Origin of the sequence: Paenibacillus sp. JJ1722, from assembly GCF_048282685.1 — a bacterium.
GTDB lineage: Bacteria > Bacillota > Bacilli > Paenibacillales > Paenibacillaceae > Paenibacillus > Paenibacillus polymyxa_B.
In genome coordinates, this window is sequence record NZ_CP182500.1 from 2,546,316 (window position 1) to 2,565,000 (window position 18,685).

An 18,685-nucleotide genomic window follows, 5' to 3' on the forward strand; every position below is an offset into this window, starting at 1 on the left:
GTATGATGCATGAAAGGCTTGAGCCTGCTCTTATGCCTGATCTGGGGCTTTAATTTTGTCATCATGAAATTGGGCAATGGAGCCTTTGAACCTGTTCAATTTGCGGCTCTTCGGTTTCTCACAGGGACGCTACTTCTGTTCGGAATTCTGATGTGGAAACGGGTTCCGAACCCTGACAGGCACACGATAAAATGGTATATACTCTGCGGGATTCTCCAGACTACCTATTTTAATATTGCGATTCAGATATCCCTGAACTACATTAATGCGGGCTTAACCTCCGTGCTTACGTACAGCATGCCGCTGTTTTTATCCATTATGGCTCATTTTATGATTCCAGGTGAGCGGCTGAACACACGCAAAACGATTGGAATTGCTACAGGGGTCTTGGGGCTATTATTTGCTATGGACATTCATTTGGGCGGCAATTTGTGGGCCATGCTGCTTGGGGTGAGTTCAGCGATTGCTTGGGCACTTTCGAACCTGATTATCAAGCTCAAGCTCCAGCATTGCGATAAAACCCAGTTTACGACCTGGCAGATGGCGTTCGGTGCGCTCGGATTGTTATTGTACTCCCTGTTGTTTGAGCGATGGGAGCCGAACTTTAGCGCTGCGTCGATCTTTTATATCTCATTTTCCGGCATTGTGGCGTCTGCTCTTGCATTCCTGCTGTGGACTCATATTCTCACTAGAATGGAAGCAAGTAAAGCTTCTGTTACGCTGTTGCTGGTTCCTATCATCGGTGTTGTGTCCGGCTGGATCTTTCTTCACGAGGCGCTCAAAGCGGCTACCTTGCTTGGCATTTTCTTAGTACTGGCGGGCATCTGGATTGTGAATCGTTCAGGGACTCCGAAGCCGCAGTAAGCGGATGGAAGGCTTTTTTTAATAAAGGGTTGACAGAAAAAAAGAAACTCTATTATAATGAAGCCAAGAAAACGATTACAAAAATGAATCTCATAATTTTCAGGGTGTTACTATTTTAGGCATAACCTGAATGGAGTTCCGGTAAATGGGCGATAACGTCTATGAAGCGGTATTCTGTTCAGGTTTTTTAGTGTATGCACATTTTTTAACAGAGTCTTTTAAAAAATGGCCTTCCAGTAAATAAAAGCAGGTGGTCGCATGATTTTGAAGAAAGCGCTTAACAACAATGTCGTTTTAGCAGAGGAAGAGGACGCCCAAGAGGTCATTGCGACAGGAAATGGAATCGCATTCAACCTGAAACCGGGGGATACCATCGATGAGCGAAAAATCACGAAGCTGTTTGTAGTCAAAACTCAGGATTTATCCGCGAAGCTGGCGGATTTGCTGAAAGATGTGAAGATGGAATGTATTGAAATCGCGGATGAAATCGTGGAGTATGCCAGACCGAGATTGGCTGGAGACATTAGTGACTATATTTACCTAGCCCTGATCGACCACATTTCATTCGCCATCCAACGGCATGAACGGGGAACACCGATTGAAAACCGATTTCTTTGGGAGATCAAGCGGTTTTATCGCGAAGAATTCGCGATCGGAAAACACGCGCTGGAGATGATTCGTAACAGGATCAACATCACGTTCGATGAGAATGAAGCTGGGTTTATTGCCCTGCATTTCGTCAACGCCCGCCTGGATAACCAGAAGCTTGATCTGACGCTAAAAACGTCAAAAGTCATCAAGGATATTATGGATATTGTAAAATACCACTTCAATGTCGAGATTGATGAAGATTCATGGAATTACAACCGTTTTGTAACCCATCTTAAATTTTTTGCCCAGCGGCTTTTTGCCCACGAATCGGCAGACCCGCAGTACATGAATTTGTTCGAAGACCTGAAAATCAAATTTCCAGAAGAGCACAGATGTGTACAAAAAATAGGGGTGTATGTGAATAAGCAGTTTGAGCAGAAATTAACCAATGATGAAATGATGTATCTTATGATTCACATTTCCAGATTGGTCAACAGAACTGAAAACTAACAGGGTGTTACCATTCGTGGGCATTACCTGAGTGATTTCGATACTAAATTGCATTTTGGTATCGGGGATTACTCAGGTTTTTTTTATATCAACCAGAGAACATTGGAGGCAGGCATTATGAGCAAACATGATGAATTAGCGAAATTCATTGTAACTAATGTAGGCGGAGAAGAAAATATACGTGATCTGTACCATTGTATGACCCGTCTGAGATTTACACTTAAGGATAAGCAAAAAGCCAATAAACAGGCTTTGGAAAATTCCGACAGTGTCATTTCCGTGATAGAAAGCGGAGGGCAGTACCAGGTGGTGATCGGCAATCATGTTAACGAGGTTTATGATACGATTGCGAAGAACTATAACCTTCAGGTAAAAAGCGGCAACGAAAAGAAAGAGGATAATGCAAAGGAAGGTAATTTCATCAGTCGTGCTTTTACCGTCATGAGCTCTATCTTCCAGCCGATTGTACCTGCTTTGGCTGGTGCAGGGATGCTGAAAGCTATCCTGGTTATTCTTACACAGTTAGAGTGGTTGGACAGTGCCTCCAGTACCTATGCTATCCTTGCTGCCGCAGGCAACGGCGTATTTTTCTTCCTGCCACTGATGTTGGCGTTTTCAGCTTCGAGAACATTCAAGACCCAGCCTATCGTATCTGCTGCCATTATGGCCGCTCTGCTGGAGCCTAACTTCACCAAGCTGATGGAAAACACGGGGGATATTGCTTCCTTTATCCACATTCCCGTTGTCCTGATGAGTTATACGACATCCATTATTCCAGCAATTTTAGCCATTTGGCTGTATTCATATCTGGAACGGTTTCTGAAGCGGGTGGTTCCGAAAAGCATTGAATTGTTTATGGTCCCGCTTGTTTCCTTATTAATTATGGTTCCGCTTACCGCCATTGTGATCGGTCCACTGGGAGTGTACACCGGTAAAGGTATTGCGGATGGTATTGAATTTTTGAGTACGCAAAGCGGTCTCTTGACTGGAGCCATTCTGGGAGGCGGCTGGACCTTCCTGGTGATGTTTGGTTTACACTGGGGGATTGCACCTGCGATGATCAACAATCTTTCCCTCAAAGGGTTTGATACGATTCGACCTATGATGGCTTCTGCGACCTTCGCCCAATCCGGTGTCGCTCTTGGGGTCTTTCTGAAAGCCAAGGACAAAAAGCTGAAAGCTTACGCACTGTCATCTATTTTCCCTTCACTGTTCGCTGGTATTACAGAACCTATCGTTTACGGATTGTCCGTGAAGCTGAAAAGACCAATGATTGCCGCCGTCATCGGGGGAATGATCGGAGGGGCCATTGCCGGACATTTCCAAACGACCGTGCTTGCTTATGTGTTCCCGGCAATAACAACGATTCCGGCATTCTTTACGAATACAATTGCTTTTTATTTGATTAGTATCATCATTTCATTTGTGGTTACTACCGTATTGACTTATATTCTGGGCTTTAATGAAGGAAACGGGGCAACGGATGCGGAGACAGGAAAGACGGAAGCAGAAAAATCCGAGCCTGCCTTACAAACTGAACCTGGACATACCGAAGTCACCGAGAATGTCTATGCGCCTATCCATGGCCAAATTGTTCCGCTTCATGAGGTTCCTGATCCTGCGTTCTCTACAGAAGCGATGGGTCAAGGAATAGCCATTCTACCGAGTGAAGGAAAGGTATATTCACCGGTTTCCGGGGTTGTCTCGCTCGTATTTCGAACCGGCCATGCGATAGCCATCACCTCAGATAACCATCTGGATCTGTTAATTCATGTGGGACTAGATACGGTTAAGCTGAAAGGCAGCTATTTCACGAAGCATGTAGAACAAGGGCAACGGATTGAACGAGGCGATTTGCTGCTTGAATTTGATATTCCGAAAATCCAGGCAGCCGGTTATGACCTGACCACTCCGATTATTGTTACCAACAGCACTGCTTACCAAAAGGTTACCCAGACACAGCAAAAATCCGTTGATTTGCAAAGTGTTTTACTCACCGTACATTAAATAAAGGAGGAAATGAGTTATGACAGCACAGATAGCCAAAAGTTTTCCTGATAATTTTCTATGGGGTGGTGCTATAGCAGCGAATCAGGCTGAAGGGGCATGGAACGAGGATGGTAAAGGGCCAGCAATCAGCGATGCATTTCGGGGAGGAATAGTAGGCGGGACGTTTGATGATACGATTGATGAAAACAAGTACTACGCCAGCCATGAAGCGATTGATTTTTACCATCGTTATAAAGAAGATATCGCCCTGTTCGCCGAAATGGGCATGAAATGCTTTCGGACTTCCATTGCATGGTCCCGAATCTTTCCGAATGGGGATGATGCCGAACCAAATGAAAAAGGGCTGCAATTTTACGATGATCTGTTTGATGAGCTACTGAAGTATGGAATTGAGCCGGTCATCACCATTTCTCACTTTGAGCTACCTCTGAATCTGATTCGCAAATACGAAGGCTGGAAAAGCCGCGAGCTGATTGGATTCTATGTAAAGTATGCGGAAGTTGTCTTCAAACGTTATAAAAACAAAGTGAAATATTGGATGAACTTCAACGAAATCAACCATTTCCATACCATTCCTTTGGCGGCAGGAGGCATTGTTGTTCAAGACGATGAGCACAAACTGCCGACTATTTATCAGGCTAGTCACCATGTTTTCGTTGCCAGTGCCCTGGCTACTAAACTGTGTCATGAAATTATCCCAGGAGCGATGATGGGCGCTATGTTATCCCTGAGTCCGATCTATCCGAATACCTGTAATCCGGACGATGTGTTTGAAGCCTATGAGCTGAGAAGAAGATCCTTATTTTATTCCGATGTGATCCTTAGAGGCTATTATCCAAGCTATGCCAAACGGATCTGGAAAGAGCATAACATCATGGTCCAAATGGAGCCCGGAGATGAACAATTACTGCGGGAGCATACAGCGGATTATTTAGGATTTAGCTATTATCGAAGTACGACACATAAAGCAGGTATGCCCATCTTGGGCAACACAGGGGGAATTATGGGACTCGACAATTCCTATTTGGAAAAAACGCCATGGGGATGGCCAATTGATCCGAAGGGCTTCCGCTATGTGTGTAATGAGATGTACGACCGATATCAGAAACCTCTGTTTGTTGTAGAGAACGGCTACGGCAGTCATGATGAAATTTTGGAAGACGGTTCAATTCATGATCCCGAGCGGGTAGACTATCTGAACAAGCATCTGATCCAGCTGCATGAAGCTATTGAGGATGGCTGCGAAGTGCTCGGCTATACCTGGTGGGGTCCAATCGACATTGTCAGTGCGGGAACGGGAGAAATGAAAAAAAGGTACGGCTTTATCTATGTAGACAAAAACAACGATGGTACGGGTACGCTGGAAAGAAGAAAAAAGAACAGCTTCTACTGGTACCAAAAGATTATTGAATCCAATGGGGAAGTATTATTTGAACAAAATAAAGGAAAATAGTCCTGTATTAAATAAAAGTCAGAAATGAACCGGCCAGAGATACAATCTTTGGCTGGTTCGTTTGTTTATGTGTAGGAGTAGAGGGGAAAACGGGTTTCAAAATCTGTTTGTCTGCGATTGCTCCTAACCGAAATGCGGCCATCATGCAGCTCGGTAATACTTTTTGTAATCGCAAGGCCCAGTCCGGTGCCTCCGGTTTCCTTGGAACGTGATTTGTCCACCCGGTAAAACCGCTCAAACAAGTGCGGGACATCTTCCGCAGGAATTGGGGTGCCGTAGTTAGTGCAGATTACCACCGCCTCGTCGTCTTCGCGTCCTATGGTGATATCGAGGCGTTTGCCGTCTTTTCCGTATCGAATAGCGTTGGAAAACAAATTTTCATACAGGCGTACCAGCTCGTCGGTATCGGCTAGAATCCGAACAGGCTCGACGATTCGGACACGGTAGGACATGTCCGCCTGTTCCAGCGAGGGTACAAATTCCTCAGCAAGCTGGGTAAGCAATTTGCCGAGATCTACAGGCTCCAGCTCCAGTGGCAGACTGCCACCGCTCACACGCGTGTATTCAAACAGCTCATCGATCAGCTTTTTAAGCGTCAATGACTTTTCATAAGCAATGTTCACATAATAGCGCAGCTCAATTTCATCCCGATAGCGGTCGGTTTCAATATATTCCAAAAAACCGATCACGGATGTTAGCGGGGTACGAAGATCATGAGATACGCCGGTGATCAGGTCGTTTTTGGCTTTGGCGGAAGCCCGTTCTTCTTCCAGTGAGAGACGGAGCTTGTCCGCCATGGTATTCATATTTTTCGCCAAGGTACCCAGCTCGTCCGCTGAAGAAACAGGAATCGAATAGGACAGATCTCCATCAGCAAACTCCTGCATCCCCGTCGTAATTTCGCGAAGATAGCCAATCGTATTTTTGGTAAAAAGGAAAAAGAAATAAATATATAAAGGCAGCCCTCCAATCAGCATGATGAGTGGGGACCCAATATGATTCACGGTCCAGCGAATTAGACGAGTGCCAAAAAATGAACGGGAAGGGTTCAGCCATAGTAGCAAAGATGCTCCATAATAAAACACCATCAAAATCAGTCCGGTTAAAGTGAAGGCGGCAAGGCTAAGGGCTGCCAGCTTCCATCCCAATGTGTCATATCGTTTTGCCTTCAAGACGTGAATCCTCCATTAATCGAATTTTTCCATTTTGTAGCCGATTCCCCACACCGTTTTCAGGTATTTAGGTTTTCTCGGATCAGCCTCAATTTTCTCGCGAATTTTACGCACATGAACCATCAGCGTGTTGTTGGATTCCAGATATTGCTCCTTCCACACTTTTTCATAGATCTGCTCCATGCTCAGCACTTGACCACGATTACGTGCCAACAGCTCGACAATGGCAAATTCACGCGGGGTCAGCTTAATGGATTCTCCGGCGAGAGTGACCTCATGCGTAGCAGAATTAATGGAGAGTTCATCCAGTATCATTTCATGCTCCAATGCAGGGGAGGAGTGGGTGTATTTCCGTACTCTGCGCAGCTGGGATTTGATGCGTGCCACCAGCTCCAACGGGCTGAACGGCTTAGTGACATAATCATCGGCCCCAACGCTGAGTCCTGTGATTTTGTCCATATCTTGTCCCTTCGCAGACAACATAATAATCGGAAAATGCTCGGTTTCTCTGATCTTCATGCAAGCTTCAACCCCGTCCATATTGGGCATCATCACATCAAGCACCATCACATCTATCGATTCCCGACTGACTTGCTCCAGCGCTTCCAATCCGTCTCGTGCCATAAGCAGTCGATATCCTTCATTTTCCAAATAAATTTGCATCAGCTTAATAATTTCAGGTTCATCGTCTACTAATAAAATGGTTCCGTTATGCATGGTTGTGCACCCTTTCTGTTCTTTCCAGCAGTATACAATATGGGCGTATTATATACCTTTTTAAAGATGGAGGCTATGGACACTCATCTCAGTTCGCTTGCTTGGGGTCGTCAGCCTTTGGATAGTGCTGTTTCAGTTGAAGAAATACGGTTTTCTTGCTTGAATTGTCTTTTTTCTATTTCTGGTAGTTGACCGAACAAGATCCAAGCAAATGGCAGGAAACGGGAGATGATCGACACGACGAGCCAAGAGCAAAGAAGTGCAAAGAAAAAACCTCCGGCATACCACGCATGAATAAGCTGCGGAGAACCGATATGTGGTGAAAACTGCCGATACAGGAGCAGGAAGAACGGATGAATCAGATACACACCAAAGGACAGTGTGCCCAGACGTTCCAGTTTGCGAGTGACAAAGGAATCTTGTCGTCTGTACATTAAAAAGGAAATCTGTAGTATTACCAGAGTGCTAGACAGGCTGTACATATTATACATAAGTTCAAAAACTAGCGAATTGTACGAGATTCCGTACATTCTATTTTCGTACCACATATAGACATGCATGGTGGCTGAAATCAGCCATAAAGCCCAAATTGCGATCCATGTCAGCACTCCGGCAACACTTCGTTCCCCCTTACGCATCAGAAACCACGTTCTCAGCTGTGGGTAGTAGTAACCGAGAGCAGCACCCAGCATGTAGCAGGCTATATAAGACAGTGCCCAACTGCCCTTATTTTGAACCTGAAATAGAAATTTATTTCCAATAACAAATGACCACTGTACCAACAGCCCAAGGACAATAGACCATTGTGGAAGTTGCCGACAACGCTGGAACAGCCACAGTACGAATGGAAATGCAAGATAGAATTGCATCATGATAAAAATATAATATAAATGAGTATACGCTTTGCCTGTGGCCAGCTTCAGAGCAAAGCTTTTCGCAAGTGTGATTATATTCCATGGTTCGGAGCTGCCAGCCATAAGGGACAGGATGAAATAAAATAGAGAGAACATGACGTAAGGTAAGAGGATGTACAGCAACCTCTGCTTATAAAAGCGGCTTAAGAGCTGTCGTCCCATCGGACGATCCTTGTAGTTGTAGAACAGTACCATGCTGCTAAGCGCGATAAATACGGGGGTTCCATACTTCATCAACACATTGAGCGCATTGTATACAACATAAAGACTGGAATTTGTAAGCTGAACCGTTGCATAAGAAGTGGCATGTACCATCAAGACGGCTAAAATCGCCATGGCTCTGACCAACTGCAATTCGGGAATTTTTTCTTTGGTCTTAGGCTTCATAAGCTTCATTTCCTTTCAGGAGTGAACTGTATCTTGTTGAACTCTTTCTATTAAAAGATAAAGTTCTTAACAACCCTGAAGGGAAGGGCTTAAGAAACGCTTATGAACTTCTTAACTTTTGTTAAGAATTGAGGATTTTGCAAAAATCCCATAAGCGACTTCCAATGAACAAGATATAGATTGAAATGGTTTAGTCCGTCTATATATGCACTTCGGAGCGACTGGAATCGAATTTTGCAAAATCCTGAATTAAAAAGAACTTCCATAGCCTCAAAATGAGTGGCATGGAAGTTCTTTTTTATACTCATGATCATTCGTTATTTGCAGCGTTTGATAGGTGCGCGTCTAATTTGTCCACGAATGGCACCGTTCGGATGACGGATGGTGTGGACATTGACGTAAGCATTGCCCTCTCTGATTTGGCACACCAAATCATAAATGGTTCTGCCTCTGAGCGGACCGGTAAGATCACATGCACGTAGCACGCCGGTAACGACGCCTCTTCTAACGGTTATCCCAAATTTCGAAGGACCAAACAGTGTAGCAACAACAGGGCCGTTTTCACCTCTTCGTCCCAGATGAATATGCGCTTCGGTTACCCGTGAGATATTGCGCACAGTCAGTTCAAAGCTTAATTGTTGGCTCGTTGGACGGTAACGAAATTCGGCTGTTCCTGTAGCATTTGTTCTGACAGGAGGCACTTCATTAGCCCCCCTTAAGGTGGCTCTAAACTTATTAGACATGACATCCCTCCTTTCCCAGTGTTGGTTTAGTGTATTCACAGGGCCAGAGAAAGGGCTGCACATTAGCCTATTCATCAGAAGTTGTGTGTTTTACAAGTTATTCAGTCCAAGCACAAAACAAACTTTTTCATAGTCTATGAGTATCTGGTAGAGAGAGGAGGGGAAACCATGGGGACATTTATTGATGGAAGAACATCCCAAAATGCTTCGACAGCCAACTCTATTGCCATTCCGATCACGGTTTTGAATACACCTCAATTGTTTGGACAGATCGGATTAAACACACAGGGAGCTACAGGTACGCCACGGGTTCTGCTTAAAGGAACCATATCGCTTCAACTTCCGCTTGCTTTAGTAGGAATTACTATCACTATTGTAAGAGGTACTGTGGTAACTGACCCTGTTGTTTATTCGGCTACATCCACTTTTAGTTTGAGTTTATTAGCTCCACAGGTTATTGCGTTCTCAGCAGATGATTTCAATCCGCCGATTACGCCACAACTGGTGTACACTGCTTTTGTTTCTGCTAACCTGCTGGGTACAATACGTGTAGGTCCAGAGAGCTTTGACGGAATTTTGGTTGCGGATTAATGTAGTGATTTTGATATGAAGAAATATTGCTTCATAAAGCTTCGCAGTTGTAACTGCGAGGCTTTTTTGTGTACAAGTACAAGTTTTAGCTTAACGAATAAACTACTTTTCTTTTGCATAATAATCACATAGGCATAACCCTGCAACAATTGGTAGAATTTTATGTATGCGCTTACAAAAATAAAATATTCTTTGCTTCGTACAATTAAAAATCTGAAGGAGGAATGAAGAATGAAATGGAAAAAAGGATTGACTGGTATGCTTTTAGCAGCTTTTTTATGTGGTGCACCAGGTATGGGCATAGCTACGCCGGCACATGCATCCGCTGGCGAGTACAAGTTTGATTTTGGCGGAGGTACGGTCGAAACGGGTTATACCGGTGTGAGTGCTTCGCTGTCCTATGACTCAGCACGTGGATATGGCTTTCGTACCCCTGAGAATATGCGTAATGTCAGCGCTTCGGGGACTGGAGTGGCAAGTGATGCGGTACGGTTCCTGGCTACAGGTACGAAAAGCGAGAATACTTTTGAGGTTGATCTTCCTCCTGGTTTGTATGAGGTGTCGGTTACTTTAGGAGATACCTCTCGTTCGAGTATTGCGGCTGAAGGGGTGTATCAGGTCATTAATATGACAGGGAATGGGGCCAAGGATCGTTTTCAAATTCCAGTGACAGATGGACAGCTAAATCTGCTGGTTACTGAAGGCAAAGAGGGCGCGGTCTTCACACTCAGTGCATTGGAAATCAGGCAATTATCTAGCAATCCGGTTACGAATCGAACGATTTATATCGGTGGAGATTCTACGGTTTGTAACTATTATCCGCTAGATAGCAGCGTACAGGCGGGATGGGGTCAACTGCTGCCAGAGTTTGTGAACACGAATACTTTTCAAATTCGCAATATGGCGTCAGGAGGCCAAATTGCTAGAGGCTTCCACCAGGACGGTCAGTTGGAGGCCATCGTCCAATATATTAAGCCGGGGGATTATTTTATTCTCCAATTGGGCATCAATGACACCAATCCAAAGCATAACGAAAGCGAAGCCGAGTTTAAGGACTGGATGAAGGATATGATTCGGCAGGTTAAGGCTAAAGGGGCGACGGTAATCCTGTCAACTCCGCAAGGACGAGCGACTGACTTTAATGCTAACAATGTACACAACGCAGAAAATAGATGGTATAGAAGCGCTATTTTGGCACTGGCTCAAGAGGAACAAACGCCTTTAGTCGACCTGAATGTTCTTAGCTCAGCTTATTTCACTTCTATTGGTAAAGACGCTACACTGGCCTTGTATATGAACGGCGATACACTCCATCCAAACTATGAAGGTGCAAGGGAACTGGCCCGATTGGTAGCACAGGATTTAAAAAGGCAGGGTCTGAGCGGATTCTAAATTTAAACGATGGGTTTTCCCCTGCTTCTTACATTCGTAGGAGCAGGGGTTTTTAGCCTCTGTTCAGGGTGCTATAATTATTGAAAAAGCAATAGTAATACGGAGGAATTAGAACATGCAGCCTTTCACTGCCCGTGTGCTTCAAATTATACTGTTGATCCCTGAGGGAAAAGTAATGACTTACGGTCAAATTGCGGCAGAGGCCGGAAGCCCAAGAGGTGCCAGACAGGTGGTGCGAATTTTGCATACATTGAGCCAAAAACACCGACTTCCTTGGCATAGAGTAGTCAACCGTTTGGGGGAGATTGCTTTGCAGGAGGATGAGTCCGCATCCCTGCAGCGTCTGTACTTGGAGGAGGAAGGCATACGTTTTAATGAAAGCGGGCGTATTCCACTCGATCAATATCTCTATGATCCGCAGGCGGAGATGGAAGAATAGGAACGGAACAAGCTATGCGGTTTTATATTAGATTTGATGATCACAAAAATCCGGGACAAATCAATTATCGATTTGTCCCGGATTTTTTTCATCTAGCATACGAAGCGGATAACTAGAGGTAATCTGTTATTTATAGCATAAGATTCACTTGTCATTTTATCCGATAAGATGCTGCTGATCCCGTTGGGCAAGGTGAAAAGAAATGCTGTTCATCAGCGGTATATCGTTATTTTTCCGGGCTTCCCGGATCAGTTGTTTCTTTTTTTGTTCTGATTCACGTAAAAAGCGGGTCATCCACAAATCAGACGGTTCGTTAGTGGTTGTCATGCGAGATTCTTTTATCATCTATTAACCCTCCCAGTGAGCGGCTGTTATTCTTTCTCTAGTATATGTTCCAAACCTTAATAGATGCTGTTGGTTTCCTTAAAATTAGCTGAAAATTAGGTAAAGTTCAGGTAAAAATAGGTTGAATCAATATCTCATTGGACGAAAAGTAGTATAAAGCGAGTAATCAGGAAGTAAAGGTTACAAAAATGTATTGTTTTGACACCTTGTACCAACATAAACCTGAAAGTACAATTAGAATGCAAAGAGTTCGTGGAAGTTTATGTCGAAAAAAATGGAAAAGATTCGGGGAATGAACCGAAAGGGGAGAGATTCATCTATGAAGCAAAAAGCGGCTGTCGTGCTGCTTGTATTGTCCTTATCATCAGGATTGGCCTCCACTGTACAGTCTGAGAGTTTATCAGGAAATGTAGCATCAAGTACGTCGGTTAGTCCATCTACTGCGGCTACATCGAAGACATCATCCGTAACGGGTCAGGCTTTACCTACATTAACACTCAAGCAGGCCGTGGAATGGGCACAGACGAACAGTTACAATACGCGTACCGCCGAACGGGACGTAGAGCGTCGCAGAATGGAACTGAAAAATGCAGAAAAGGATCTGGGAAATGCATTTGTTGATTTTATAGACGGTGAATATGTTGATGATAATACCTCTTGGAGAAGTTATAACTCTTCGACGCTATCTTATCTAGCCAGCAAAAAGCAGGCGCAGTTCGCCAAAGACCAGATTTATTTTAATGTGATGAAGAGCTATCAAAGTGTGTTCGTGGCAGAGAATCAAGTGAAAAATGATCTAGAAGCGCTTGAAATTGCCCAAGCGGAGGAAAAGATTGCACTTGCCAAATTTGCGCGCGGCAAGCTGTCTGAGTATGCGAAAAACGAGAGTACACAGGCCAGAAGCCAGGCTCAGCAAACAGTAGAACAGGGGAAAATTGCGTTGCAAAAATCAAGGGATGCTCTGAACTTCCTCATGGGACAACCTAACGGAACAGCCTATGAAATGGTGGATCGACCCGTATACAAGGAACCAAAGAAACTGGATATCGAATTACATATACAACAGCTGACAGACATGAATCCGAACTTATGGAAGCTGGAGGATAGCATCAAAACTTCGGAACTTAATGTGAGATACTTCGATTTTAACAACGGTGCGGGTGCTTACGATCTAGCTAAAATGGATGTCGATACGGCTAAAGAGGAGCTTGACAAAGGTCAAAAGGATTTTGCCGAATCACTCCGTAATTTGTATGCCACGGTTAAGGAAAACCAAAAAAAATATGTACAACTGGAAGAAAGCTTGCGTACGGCAAAAGAGGCCTTGGAGTTATCACGCAAAAAGTGGGACAGAGGTCTAATTATCGAGATGGAATTGAAAAATAATCAGTTGAAAGTGAACCAGATTGAACGGCAAATGGAAGAGCTGGCGATCGAGTTGGATCAAAATGAGTATACGTTGAACAAGCCATGGAGCACATAGGGAGGAAAAGGCGTTGGCAGAAACGGTTTTAAATGATGCTTTAATCAAGTTACGGAAAAAACGGAGAAAAAAGTGGATATGGACTGCAATTGTTCTACTGGTTGTAGGTGGAGGCGGAACAGCAGTATATCTGAGTCTGCTCAAGGAGCAGGCGGCACCTTTGGTTCAGGATGAGACGCTTAAAGTAGAGCGCGGCGATGTGAGTGAGAAGCTGGACACGTCCGGTACCGTGCAAGCGTCCAAGGAAGTGAAGTTAAACTTCACGAGTGCAGGTGATAACAAGCTGGCAGTGGTAAATGTGAAAGCCGGGGACAAGGTGAAAAAAGGACAGGTGCTGGCTCTTTTGGACAGTTCAGAAATTAAAATGCAAATTCAGACTGCGTCTGATACTTTGGAAATATCCAAATCCAAGCTGGCTGAATTGGAGAAAGGTCCGAAGGCAGAGGATATTGAAATTCAGAAAACAAATGTACTTCGGGCGAAAATGGCTATCGATACAGCGCAAGAATCATTTGAGCTGGAAGAAGCCGAAAGTCAGAAGAAAACTTCCCAAAAGCAGTTGGAACAGGCGCGAAAGGCATATGAAGACCAAAAGTTTTTACATGATGCCGGTGCGGTGTCCAACAGTGAATTGGAGCAGGCAGAGCAAGCACTGGATAAAGCACAGACGGACTATGATGGTCTGGATCTGCAGTTCCGCAAAATCATGTCGCAAAAACGTCGCACCATTTCAGAAGCTGAAATCGGATATCGTACGGCAATGGCAGAGCTTCGCAAAATTCAGGTTCCGGCTGATGCATCCAATATTCAAGCCTCACGGATAGAGGTTCGAAGACAGGCGACGGAACTGGAGCAGAAGAAAAATGAATTGAACAAACTTCAGGTCACAGCACCTTGGGACGGGGTAATCTTGAAGGTGAACGGGGATGTAGGGACCAGTCCGACGGCTCCATTCATTGTCATGAATAACTCGGATTCCAACGATCTTAAGGTGGTTGTGAAGGTAAGTCAGACCGACATTGTCAAAGTAAAGAAGGGTCTTTCAGCCGTGTTGACTACCAATGCATATCCGGGTGAATCATTTCCAGGGAAGGTGCAATTCGTCTCACCGGAAGCCTCTACGGATGAAGGGATGACGACGTATCTGATGGAATTGTCTGTTCATGACCCGAAAGGCAAGCTCAAAACGGGCATGATTATGAATGTGGCTGTTATTTTGGGAGTACACAAAAATGTGCTGTTCGTACCTGCTACTGCGCTGAGATCGGAAGGGGGACAGGATGGCGTGTATGTTTCCGCTAATAACGCTGCGAATCCAGGGGCGCGCACATTCAAGCCCGTAGAACTCGGATTTTACACGCCAGATCGAGTCGAGCTCAAGTCAGGTGTAAAGGAGGGGGACACGCTTATTGTGCCTGCTCCTGAACCTCCGCCGGACCCTTCTGCTATGGGCGGCATGCAGGGAGGTTTTTAAACGGGTATGAGATACGTCATTCAGATTGAGGATTTGAAAAAAGTGTATCAGGTCGGAGATCAGGAAATTCATGCCCTGCGTGAGGTACAACTTGATATTGCTGACGGTGATTTTGTCGCGATCATGGGACCGTCTGGATCAGGCAAGTCCACGATGATGAATGTCATCGGCTGTCTGGATTTACCTACATCGGGACAATTTTATTTGGATGGCTATTCGATATTAGATGCCCGCGAGGATGAACTGGCTATTATACGTAATCAGAAAATCGGATTTGTATTTCAAAAATTCCATTTGCTCCCGCGAGCAACGGCTTTGGAGAATGTGGAACTACCTATGATCTATGCGGGTATTCCTGCCAAGGAGCGTCGTTTGCGGGCAATGGAGGCTCTTACTAGCGTAGGTCTAGGCGATCGGATGAACAATAGGCCAAACGAATTGTCAGGCGGTCAGCAGCAGCGGGTGTCTATTGCGCGCGCACTTGTGAACAATCCGGTCATTCTCTTGGCGGATGAACCGACAGGCGCATTGGACTCCAAAACAAGTGTTGAAATAATGGGGATTTTTCAGCGTCTGAATGATCAGGGGAAAACGGTTGTACTGGTTACTCATGATCAGGAGGTTGCGGAATACGCCAAGCGTCTGATTCATTTTCGGGATGGGCGGATTGAAGAGGATCAGCCTGTTGGGAAACGAAGAATGGCGGCAGAGGAAGTGAAGGCATGAAGTTTAAGGAAATTATCCGTGTATCGCTCAACAGTTTGCGAACCAATATGCTGCGATCTTTGCTGACCATGGTGGGCATTATTATCGGAGTGGCCGCTGTGATTATGATTGTAGCCATTGGTAAAGGATCAACGGCTACGATTACATCTCAGATCAACAGTATGGGAAATAATCTGCTGATGATCTATCCTTATGCTCCATATGATGGCTCCAGCTCCATGTCGTTCAGTCAGACGAAAGGAATATCTCTGGAAGATATCGATGCGCTAGAGGAGCAAAAAGCAGTAGCAGAGGTAGCGCCAAGTGCCATGACCAATGCAGATATTACGTGGAGTCGCAATAAGGTCAGCGCGCAAATTGAGGGGACTTCGCTGGCATTCGTTCATGTGAGAAAGCTGTCACTAGCTCAAGGCAGGTCGTTTACCCACTATGAAGTGGATAAACAAATGAATGTGGCCGTGCTTGGGAGTGATGCGGCCCGTAATATTTTTGGTCCGGATGCCTCAAGAGCGGTCGGTGAGACGATCATGATTAAACAGCTTCCTTTTAAGGTGGTTGGTGTGCTGGCAAATTCCAATTCCAATATGAGTAACAGTGGTCAGCAGGTATATGTACCGATTACAACGGGGATGGAACGGCTAGGCAATATGAGTATTCAGCAGGTGAACGCCTCTGCAACAACAGAGGAGAAGATTAATCAGGCAAGTGCTGAAATTCGGCAGGTGCTACGTGCCAGACATGAGCTAAAGCCATCAGAGGGCGATGACTTTCAGATCATGACCCAGACGGAAATCTTAAAAACAGTGTCCGGGGTTGATCGGATTATGAATATGCTGCTGGCCGGTGTAGCTGCAATTGCGCTTGGCGTTGGAGGTGTCGGCATTATGAATATTATGCTGGTGTCCGTCACGGAACGTACGAGGGAGATCGGGATTCGTAAAGCGATTGGTGCGCAACGCAGTGATATTATGCTGCAGTTTGTGGCTGAGGCTGTTTTTCTCAGTCTGATGGGTGGACTGGTTGGCGTAATGGTGGGTCTCGGAGGTGCAAAGCTGCTCGAGAAATTCGTCCAAATGCCGATTGTGTATTCGATAGAGCCCGTGCTTTACTCTTTTCTGTGCTGTATGGGGGTTGGAGTGTTGTTCGGAGTATATCCGGCGCGAAAGGCGTCGAAGCTGCGTCCAATTGATGCTTTAAGATACGAATAAGGGAGCGGGTACTTCGCCTTACTCGAAAGAGCAGGGTGCAAAGTACCCGTTTTTTGTGTTAAATAAGTGTTTTAAATGATAAAAAGACATGAATAACTGCCTTAATTTTATATATGTGATGTTTTATATGCTTTTTAAGGTTGATTTATTGTTATATATGACGTATTATATTCAATATTAGATCGCAAGAAAAAAGGAGGGACGTTCATCATCGACCTTACGGCAAGACAAGTAGAAATTTTAAACATCGTACAAAAGCATGCCCCGATTACCGGGGATCAGATTGCGGAAATGCTTAATCTCAGCAAGGCGACCATTCGGACCGACCTATCCAAATTGGGCATTCTGAATTACATAGATGCAAAGCCCAAGGTCGGATATTTTGTTGGAAAGCGGGGCACGCCGAACCGGGAGGAAAAGTTCCGGCTGTTGCAAATGAAGGTCGGCGATCTTCATGGTGTTCCAGTCATCGTACGAGAAACAACCACGATTCAGGAAGCTGTCGTAGCTCTCTTTTTGGAAAATGTGAGCAATTTGATCGTCACCGATGAAGACGGAGATTTGGCAGGGGTAGCTTCCCGCAAGGATTTGCTTAAGGTAACGTTAGGGAATCCCAATGCAGCAACCATTCCTGTCAGCCTTGTGATGACCCGACAGGCGAATGTTGTCACCGTTTCCCCAGAGGATACGGTATTAGAGGCAGCGCGCAAAATTATTGCCCGTCAAATCGACAGCCTGCCTGTTGTCGTCCCTTCCGACTCCGACAAGCCAGGGGAGCACTGGAAAGTCGTGGGACGCATTACAAAAACGAATATTATTAAAATGTTGCTCGATATGGTAGCAGAGGATTAATGGGAGGAATCGAATGGTTCAGGTGAGCAGTCATTTTATAGCGATCTGTTCAGACTCGATTGGCGAGACGGCAGAAGCTGTCGTACAGGCGACCATGCGCCAATTTGAGTTACCGGACACAGAGATCAAAAGATTTATGAACGTGAGGGATGAAGACGAACTGAGCCGGGTGATGGAGGAAGTTGCCGAGCGTAAAGGCTTCGTAGCTTATACGCTGGTACAGCCAGAATTGAGAGAAGCGATGAAAGAGGAGGCTGTCCGGCTGAATGTGCGGGCTGTCGACATTATGGGACCGATGATGCAGGCGTTTGCTGATACGTTCCATAACGATCCCAAAGAGAAGCCTGGTCTGCTGCACCGACTGGACGATAACTATTTTCGTCGTGTAGAGGCCTTGGATTTTGCGGTTCAATATGATGATGGCAAAGATGTGAGCGCCATTCTCAAAGCGGATATTGTATTGCTTGGAGTATCCCGTATTTCCAAAACCCCTTTATCCATGTTTCTCGCGCATAAAGGTTATAAAACGGTCAACATACCGATTGTACCGGAGCTGACACCGCCTGTTCAGTTGAAGGATGTTCAGCGTGGTCGAGTGTTCGGATTAACGATCGAGCCAGAGTTACTGTTGAAAATACGCAGTGAGCGACTAAAGGTTATGGGGCTTCCTAATAATGTGCAGTATGCTACAGCGATGAGGGTAGAAGAGGAAATAGCGTATGCGCAGTCTTTGTTTAAAGAGCTGAATTGTCCGGTTATTGATGTTACAGATAAGGCGATTGAAGAGACGGCAGGTTTAATTATCAGAATGTTA

18 protein-coding genes (1 of these 18 running past the window's edge) are annotated in these 18,685 nt (G+C 45.1%); 13 read left to right on the top strand and 5 right to left on the bottom strand.

What is annotated here, in order from left to right; genetic code table 11:
• The first annotated feature begins 9 nt into the window (after positions 1-9).
• The 4 genes from ACM1ND_RS11595 (at position 10) to ACM1ND_RS11610 (ending at position 5,428) form a co-directional block, all read left to right on the top strand.
• Positions 10-864 carry a DMT family transporter gene (locus ACM1ND_RS11595; protein WP_068940819.1) on the top strand — a complete coding sequence of 285 codons (855 nt, stop codon included), beginning with the start codon at positions 10-12 and terminating at the stop codon, positions 862-864.
• A 258-nt stretch (positions 865-1,122) separates the two neighbouring features.
• Positions 1,123-1,965 (top strand): BglG family transcription antiterminator LicT, encoded by an 843-nt coding sequence (gene licT / locus ACM1ND_RS11600; protein ID WP_023988429.1) that lies wholly within the window; start codon positions 1,123-1,125, stop codon positions 1,963-1,965.
• Positions 1,966-2,082: 117 nt separating this feature from the next.
• Entirely contained in the window at positions 2,083-3,972 is a 1,890-nt protein-coding gene (locus ACM1ND_RS11605; RefSeq protein ID WP_418027752.1) for a beta-glucoside-specific PTS transporter subunit IIABC, read from the top strand.
• Positions 3,973-3,991: 19 nt separating this feature from the next.
• The gene (locus ACM1ND_RS11610) at positions 3,992-5,428 is read left to right on the top strand and encodes a glycoside hydrolase family 1 protein (RefSeq protein WP_418027754.1); all 1,437 of its coding nucleotides are present in this window, start codon (positions 3,992-3,994) and stop codon (positions 5,426-5,428) included.
• A 65-nt stretch (positions 5,429-5,493) separates the two neighbouring features.
• Here the strand turns inward: ACM1ND_RS11610 and ACM1ND_RS11615 are convergent, their stop codons facing one another.
• The 4 genes from ACM1ND_RS11615 to ACM1ND_RS11630 all read right to left on the bottom strand — a co-directional run bounded on the left by ACM1ND_RS11615 (position 5,494) and on the right by ACM1ND_RS11630 (position 9,361).
• Positions 5,494-6,600, bottom strand: a complete 1,107-nt coding sequence (locus tag ACM1ND_RS11615) for a sensor histidine kinase (RefSeq protein ID WP_023988432.1) — start codon at positions 6,598-6,600, stop codon at positions 5,494-5,496.
• Positions 6,601-6,615: 15 nt separating this feature from the next.
• The gene (locus ACM1ND_RS11620) at positions 6,616-7,317 is read right to left on the bottom strand and encodes a response regulator transcription factor (RefSeq protein WP_023988433.1); all 702 of its coding nucleotides are present in this window, start codon (positions 7,315-7,317) and stop codon (positions 6,616-6,618) included.
• 110 nt (positions 7,318-7,427) lie between these two features.
• Complete coding sequence (locus ACM1ND_RS11625; RefSeq protein ID WP_034095027.1) at positions 7,428-8,618, bottom strand: acyltransferase; 1,191 nt, start codon at positions 8,616-8,618, stop codon at positions 7,428-7,430.
• A 317-nt stretch (positions 8,619-8,935) separates the two neighbouring features.
• Positions 8,936-9,361, bottom strand: coding sequence for a CHRD domain-containing protein (locus ACM1ND_RS11630; RefSeq protein WP_053325353.1), 426 nt, complete (start codon positions 9,359-9,361; stop codon positions 8,936-8,938).
• 168 nt (positions 9,362-9,529) lie between these two features.
• On the opposite strand from ACM1ND_RS11630, the gene ACM1ND_RS11635 reads away from it, so the two are divergent.
• From ACM1ND_RS11635 to ACM1ND_RS11645, 3 genes are all read left to right on the top strand, one after another.
• Positions 9,530-9,952 (top strand): hypothetical protein, encoded by a 423-nt coding sequence (locus ACM1ND_RS11635; RefSeq protein ID WP_028542329.1) that lies wholly within the window; start codon positions 9,530-9,532, stop codon positions 9,950-9,952.
• 231 nt (positions 9,953-10,183) lie between these two features.
• On the top strand, positions 10,184-11,344 hold the full coding sequence (locus ACM1ND_RS11640) for a rhamnogalacturonan acetylesterase (protein WP_068939702.1): 1,161 nt from the start codon (positions 10,184-10,186) through the stop codon (positions 11,342-11,344).
• A gap of 115 nt (positions 11,345-11,459) precedes the next feature.
• Positions 11,460-11,783, top strand: coding sequence for an MGMT family protein (locus tag ACM1ND_RS11645; protein ID WP_023988438.1), 324 nt, complete (start codon positions 11,460-11,462; stop codon positions 11,781-11,783).
• 156 nt (positions 11,784-11,939) lie between these two features.
• Here the strand turns inward: ACM1ND_RS11645 and ACM1ND_RS11650 are convergent, their stop codons facing one another.
• The gene (locus tag ACM1ND_RS11650) at positions 11,940-12,128 is read right to left on the bottom strand and encodes a hypothetical protein (protein ID WP_013370989.1); all 189 of its coding nucleotides are present in this window, start codon (positions 12,126-12,128) and stop codon (positions 11,940-11,942) included.
• Positions 12,129-12,447: 319 nt separating this feature from the next.
• Between ACM1ND_RS11650 and ACM1ND_RS11655 the strand changes: the two genes are divergently transcribed.
• From ACM1ND_RS11655 to ACM1ND_RS11680, 6 genes are all read left to right on the top strand, one after another.
• Positions 12,448-13,611 carry a TolC family protein gene (locus ACM1ND_RS11655; protein WP_418027758.1) on the top strand — a complete coding sequence of 388 codons (1,164 nt, stop codon included), beginning with the start codon at positions 12,448-12,450 and terminating at the stop codon, positions 13,609-13,611.
• Positions 13,612-13,624: 13 nt separating this feature from the next.
• Complete coding sequence (locus tag ACM1ND_RS11660) at positions 13,625-15,085, top strand: efflux RND transporter periplasmic adaptor subunit (protein ID WP_418027760.1); 1,461 nt, start codon at positions 13,625-13,627, stop codon at positions 15,083-15,085.
• A 6-nt stretch (positions 15,086-15,091) separates the two neighbouring features.
• Positions 15,092-15,811, top strand: a complete 720-nt coding sequence (locus ACM1ND_RS11665; protein ID WP_023988440.1) for an ABC transporter ATP-binding protein — start codon at positions 15,092-15,094, stop codon at positions 15,809-15,811.
• Positions 15,808-17,019: an ABC transporter permease gene (locus ACM1ND_RS11670; RefSeq protein ID WP_023988441.1), complete on the top strand. Its 1,212-nt coding sequence runs from the start codon at positions 15,808-15,810 to the stop codon at positions 17,017-17,019. Before ACM1ND_RS11665 ends, ACM1ND_RS11670 begins: the two co-directional genes overlap by 4 nt.
• Before the next feature lie 237 nt (positions 17,020-17,256).
• Positions 17,257-17,871, top strand: coding sequence for a helix-turn-helix transcriptional regulator (locus tag ACM1ND_RS11675; protein WP_223822107.1), 615 nt, complete (start codon positions 17,257-17,259; stop codon positions 17,869-17,871).
• A gap of 13 nt (positions 17,872-17,884) precedes the next feature.
• Positions 17,885-18,685: the 5' portion of a pyruvate, water dikinase regulatory protein gene (locus ACM1ND_RS11680; RefSeq protein WP_025723337.1), read on the top strand. The gene runs 3 nt beyond the window's last position; 801 of the gene's 804 nt are visible here — the first part of the coding sequence; its start codon is at positions 17,885-17,887; its stop codon lies beyond the right edge, outside the window.

Excerpts from the sequence above, each read along its gene's own strand:
- ACM1ND_RS11630 (WP_053325353.1), bottom strand. The coding sequence starts at position 9,361 with ATGTCTAATAAGTTTAGAGCCACCTTAAGGGGGGCTAATGAAGTGCCT.
- ACM1ND_RS11625 (WP_034095027.1), bottom strand. The coding sequence starts at position 8,618 with ATGAAGCCTAAGACCAAAGAAAAAATTCCCGAATTGCAGTTGGTCAGA.
- ACM1ND_RS11610 (WP_418027754.1), top strand. The coding sequence starts at position 3,992 with ATGACAGCACAGATAGCCAAAAGTTTTCCTGATAATTTTCTATGGGGT.
- ACM1ND_RS11640 (WP_068939702.1), top strand. The coding sequence starts at position 10,184 with ATGAAATGGAAAAAAGGATTGACTGGTATGCTTTTAGCAGCTTTTTTA.
- ACM1ND_RS11605 (WP_418027752.1), top strand. The coding sequence starts at position 2,083 with ATGAGCAAACATGATGAATTAGCGAAATTCATTGTAACTAATGTAGGC.
- ACM1ND_RS11655 (WP_418027758.1), top strand. The coding sequence starts at position 12,448 with ATGAAGCAAAAAGCGGCTGTCGTGCTGCTTGTATTGTCCTTATCATCA.
- ACM1ND_RS11645 (WP_023988438.1), top strand. The coding sequence starts at position 11,460 with ATGCAGCCTTTCACTGCCCGTGTGCTTCAAATTATACTGTTGATCCCT.
- ACM1ND_RS11650 (WP_013370989.1), bottom strand. The coding sequence starts at position 12,128 with ATGATAAAAGAATCTCGCATGACAACCACTAACGAACCGTCTGATTTG.
- ACM1ND_RS11595 (WP_068940819.1), top strand. The coding sequence starts at position 10 with ATGAAAGGCTTGAGCCTGCTCTTATGCCTGATCTGGGGCTTTAATTTT.
- ACM1ND_RS11670 (WP_023988441.1), top strand. The coding sequence starts at position 15,808 with ATGAAGTTTAAGGAAATTATCCGTGTATCGCTCAACAGTTTGCGAACC.
- ACM1ND_RS11635 (WP_028542329.1), top strand. The coding sequence starts at position 9,530 with ATGGGGACATTTATTGATGGAAGAACATCCCAAAATGCTTCGACAGCC.
- ACM1ND_RS11620 (WP_023988433.1), bottom strand. The coding sequence starts at position 7,317 with ATGCATAACGGAACCATTTTATTAGTAGACGATGAACCTGAAATTATT.
- licT (WP_023988429.1), top strand. The coding sequence starts at position 1,123 with ATGATTTTGAAGAAAGCGCTTAACAACAATGTCGTTTTAGCAGAGGAA.
- ACM1ND_RS11665 (WP_023988440.1), top strand. The coding sequence starts at position 15,092 with ATGAGATACGTCATTCAGATTGAGGATTTGAAAAAAGTGTATCAGGTC.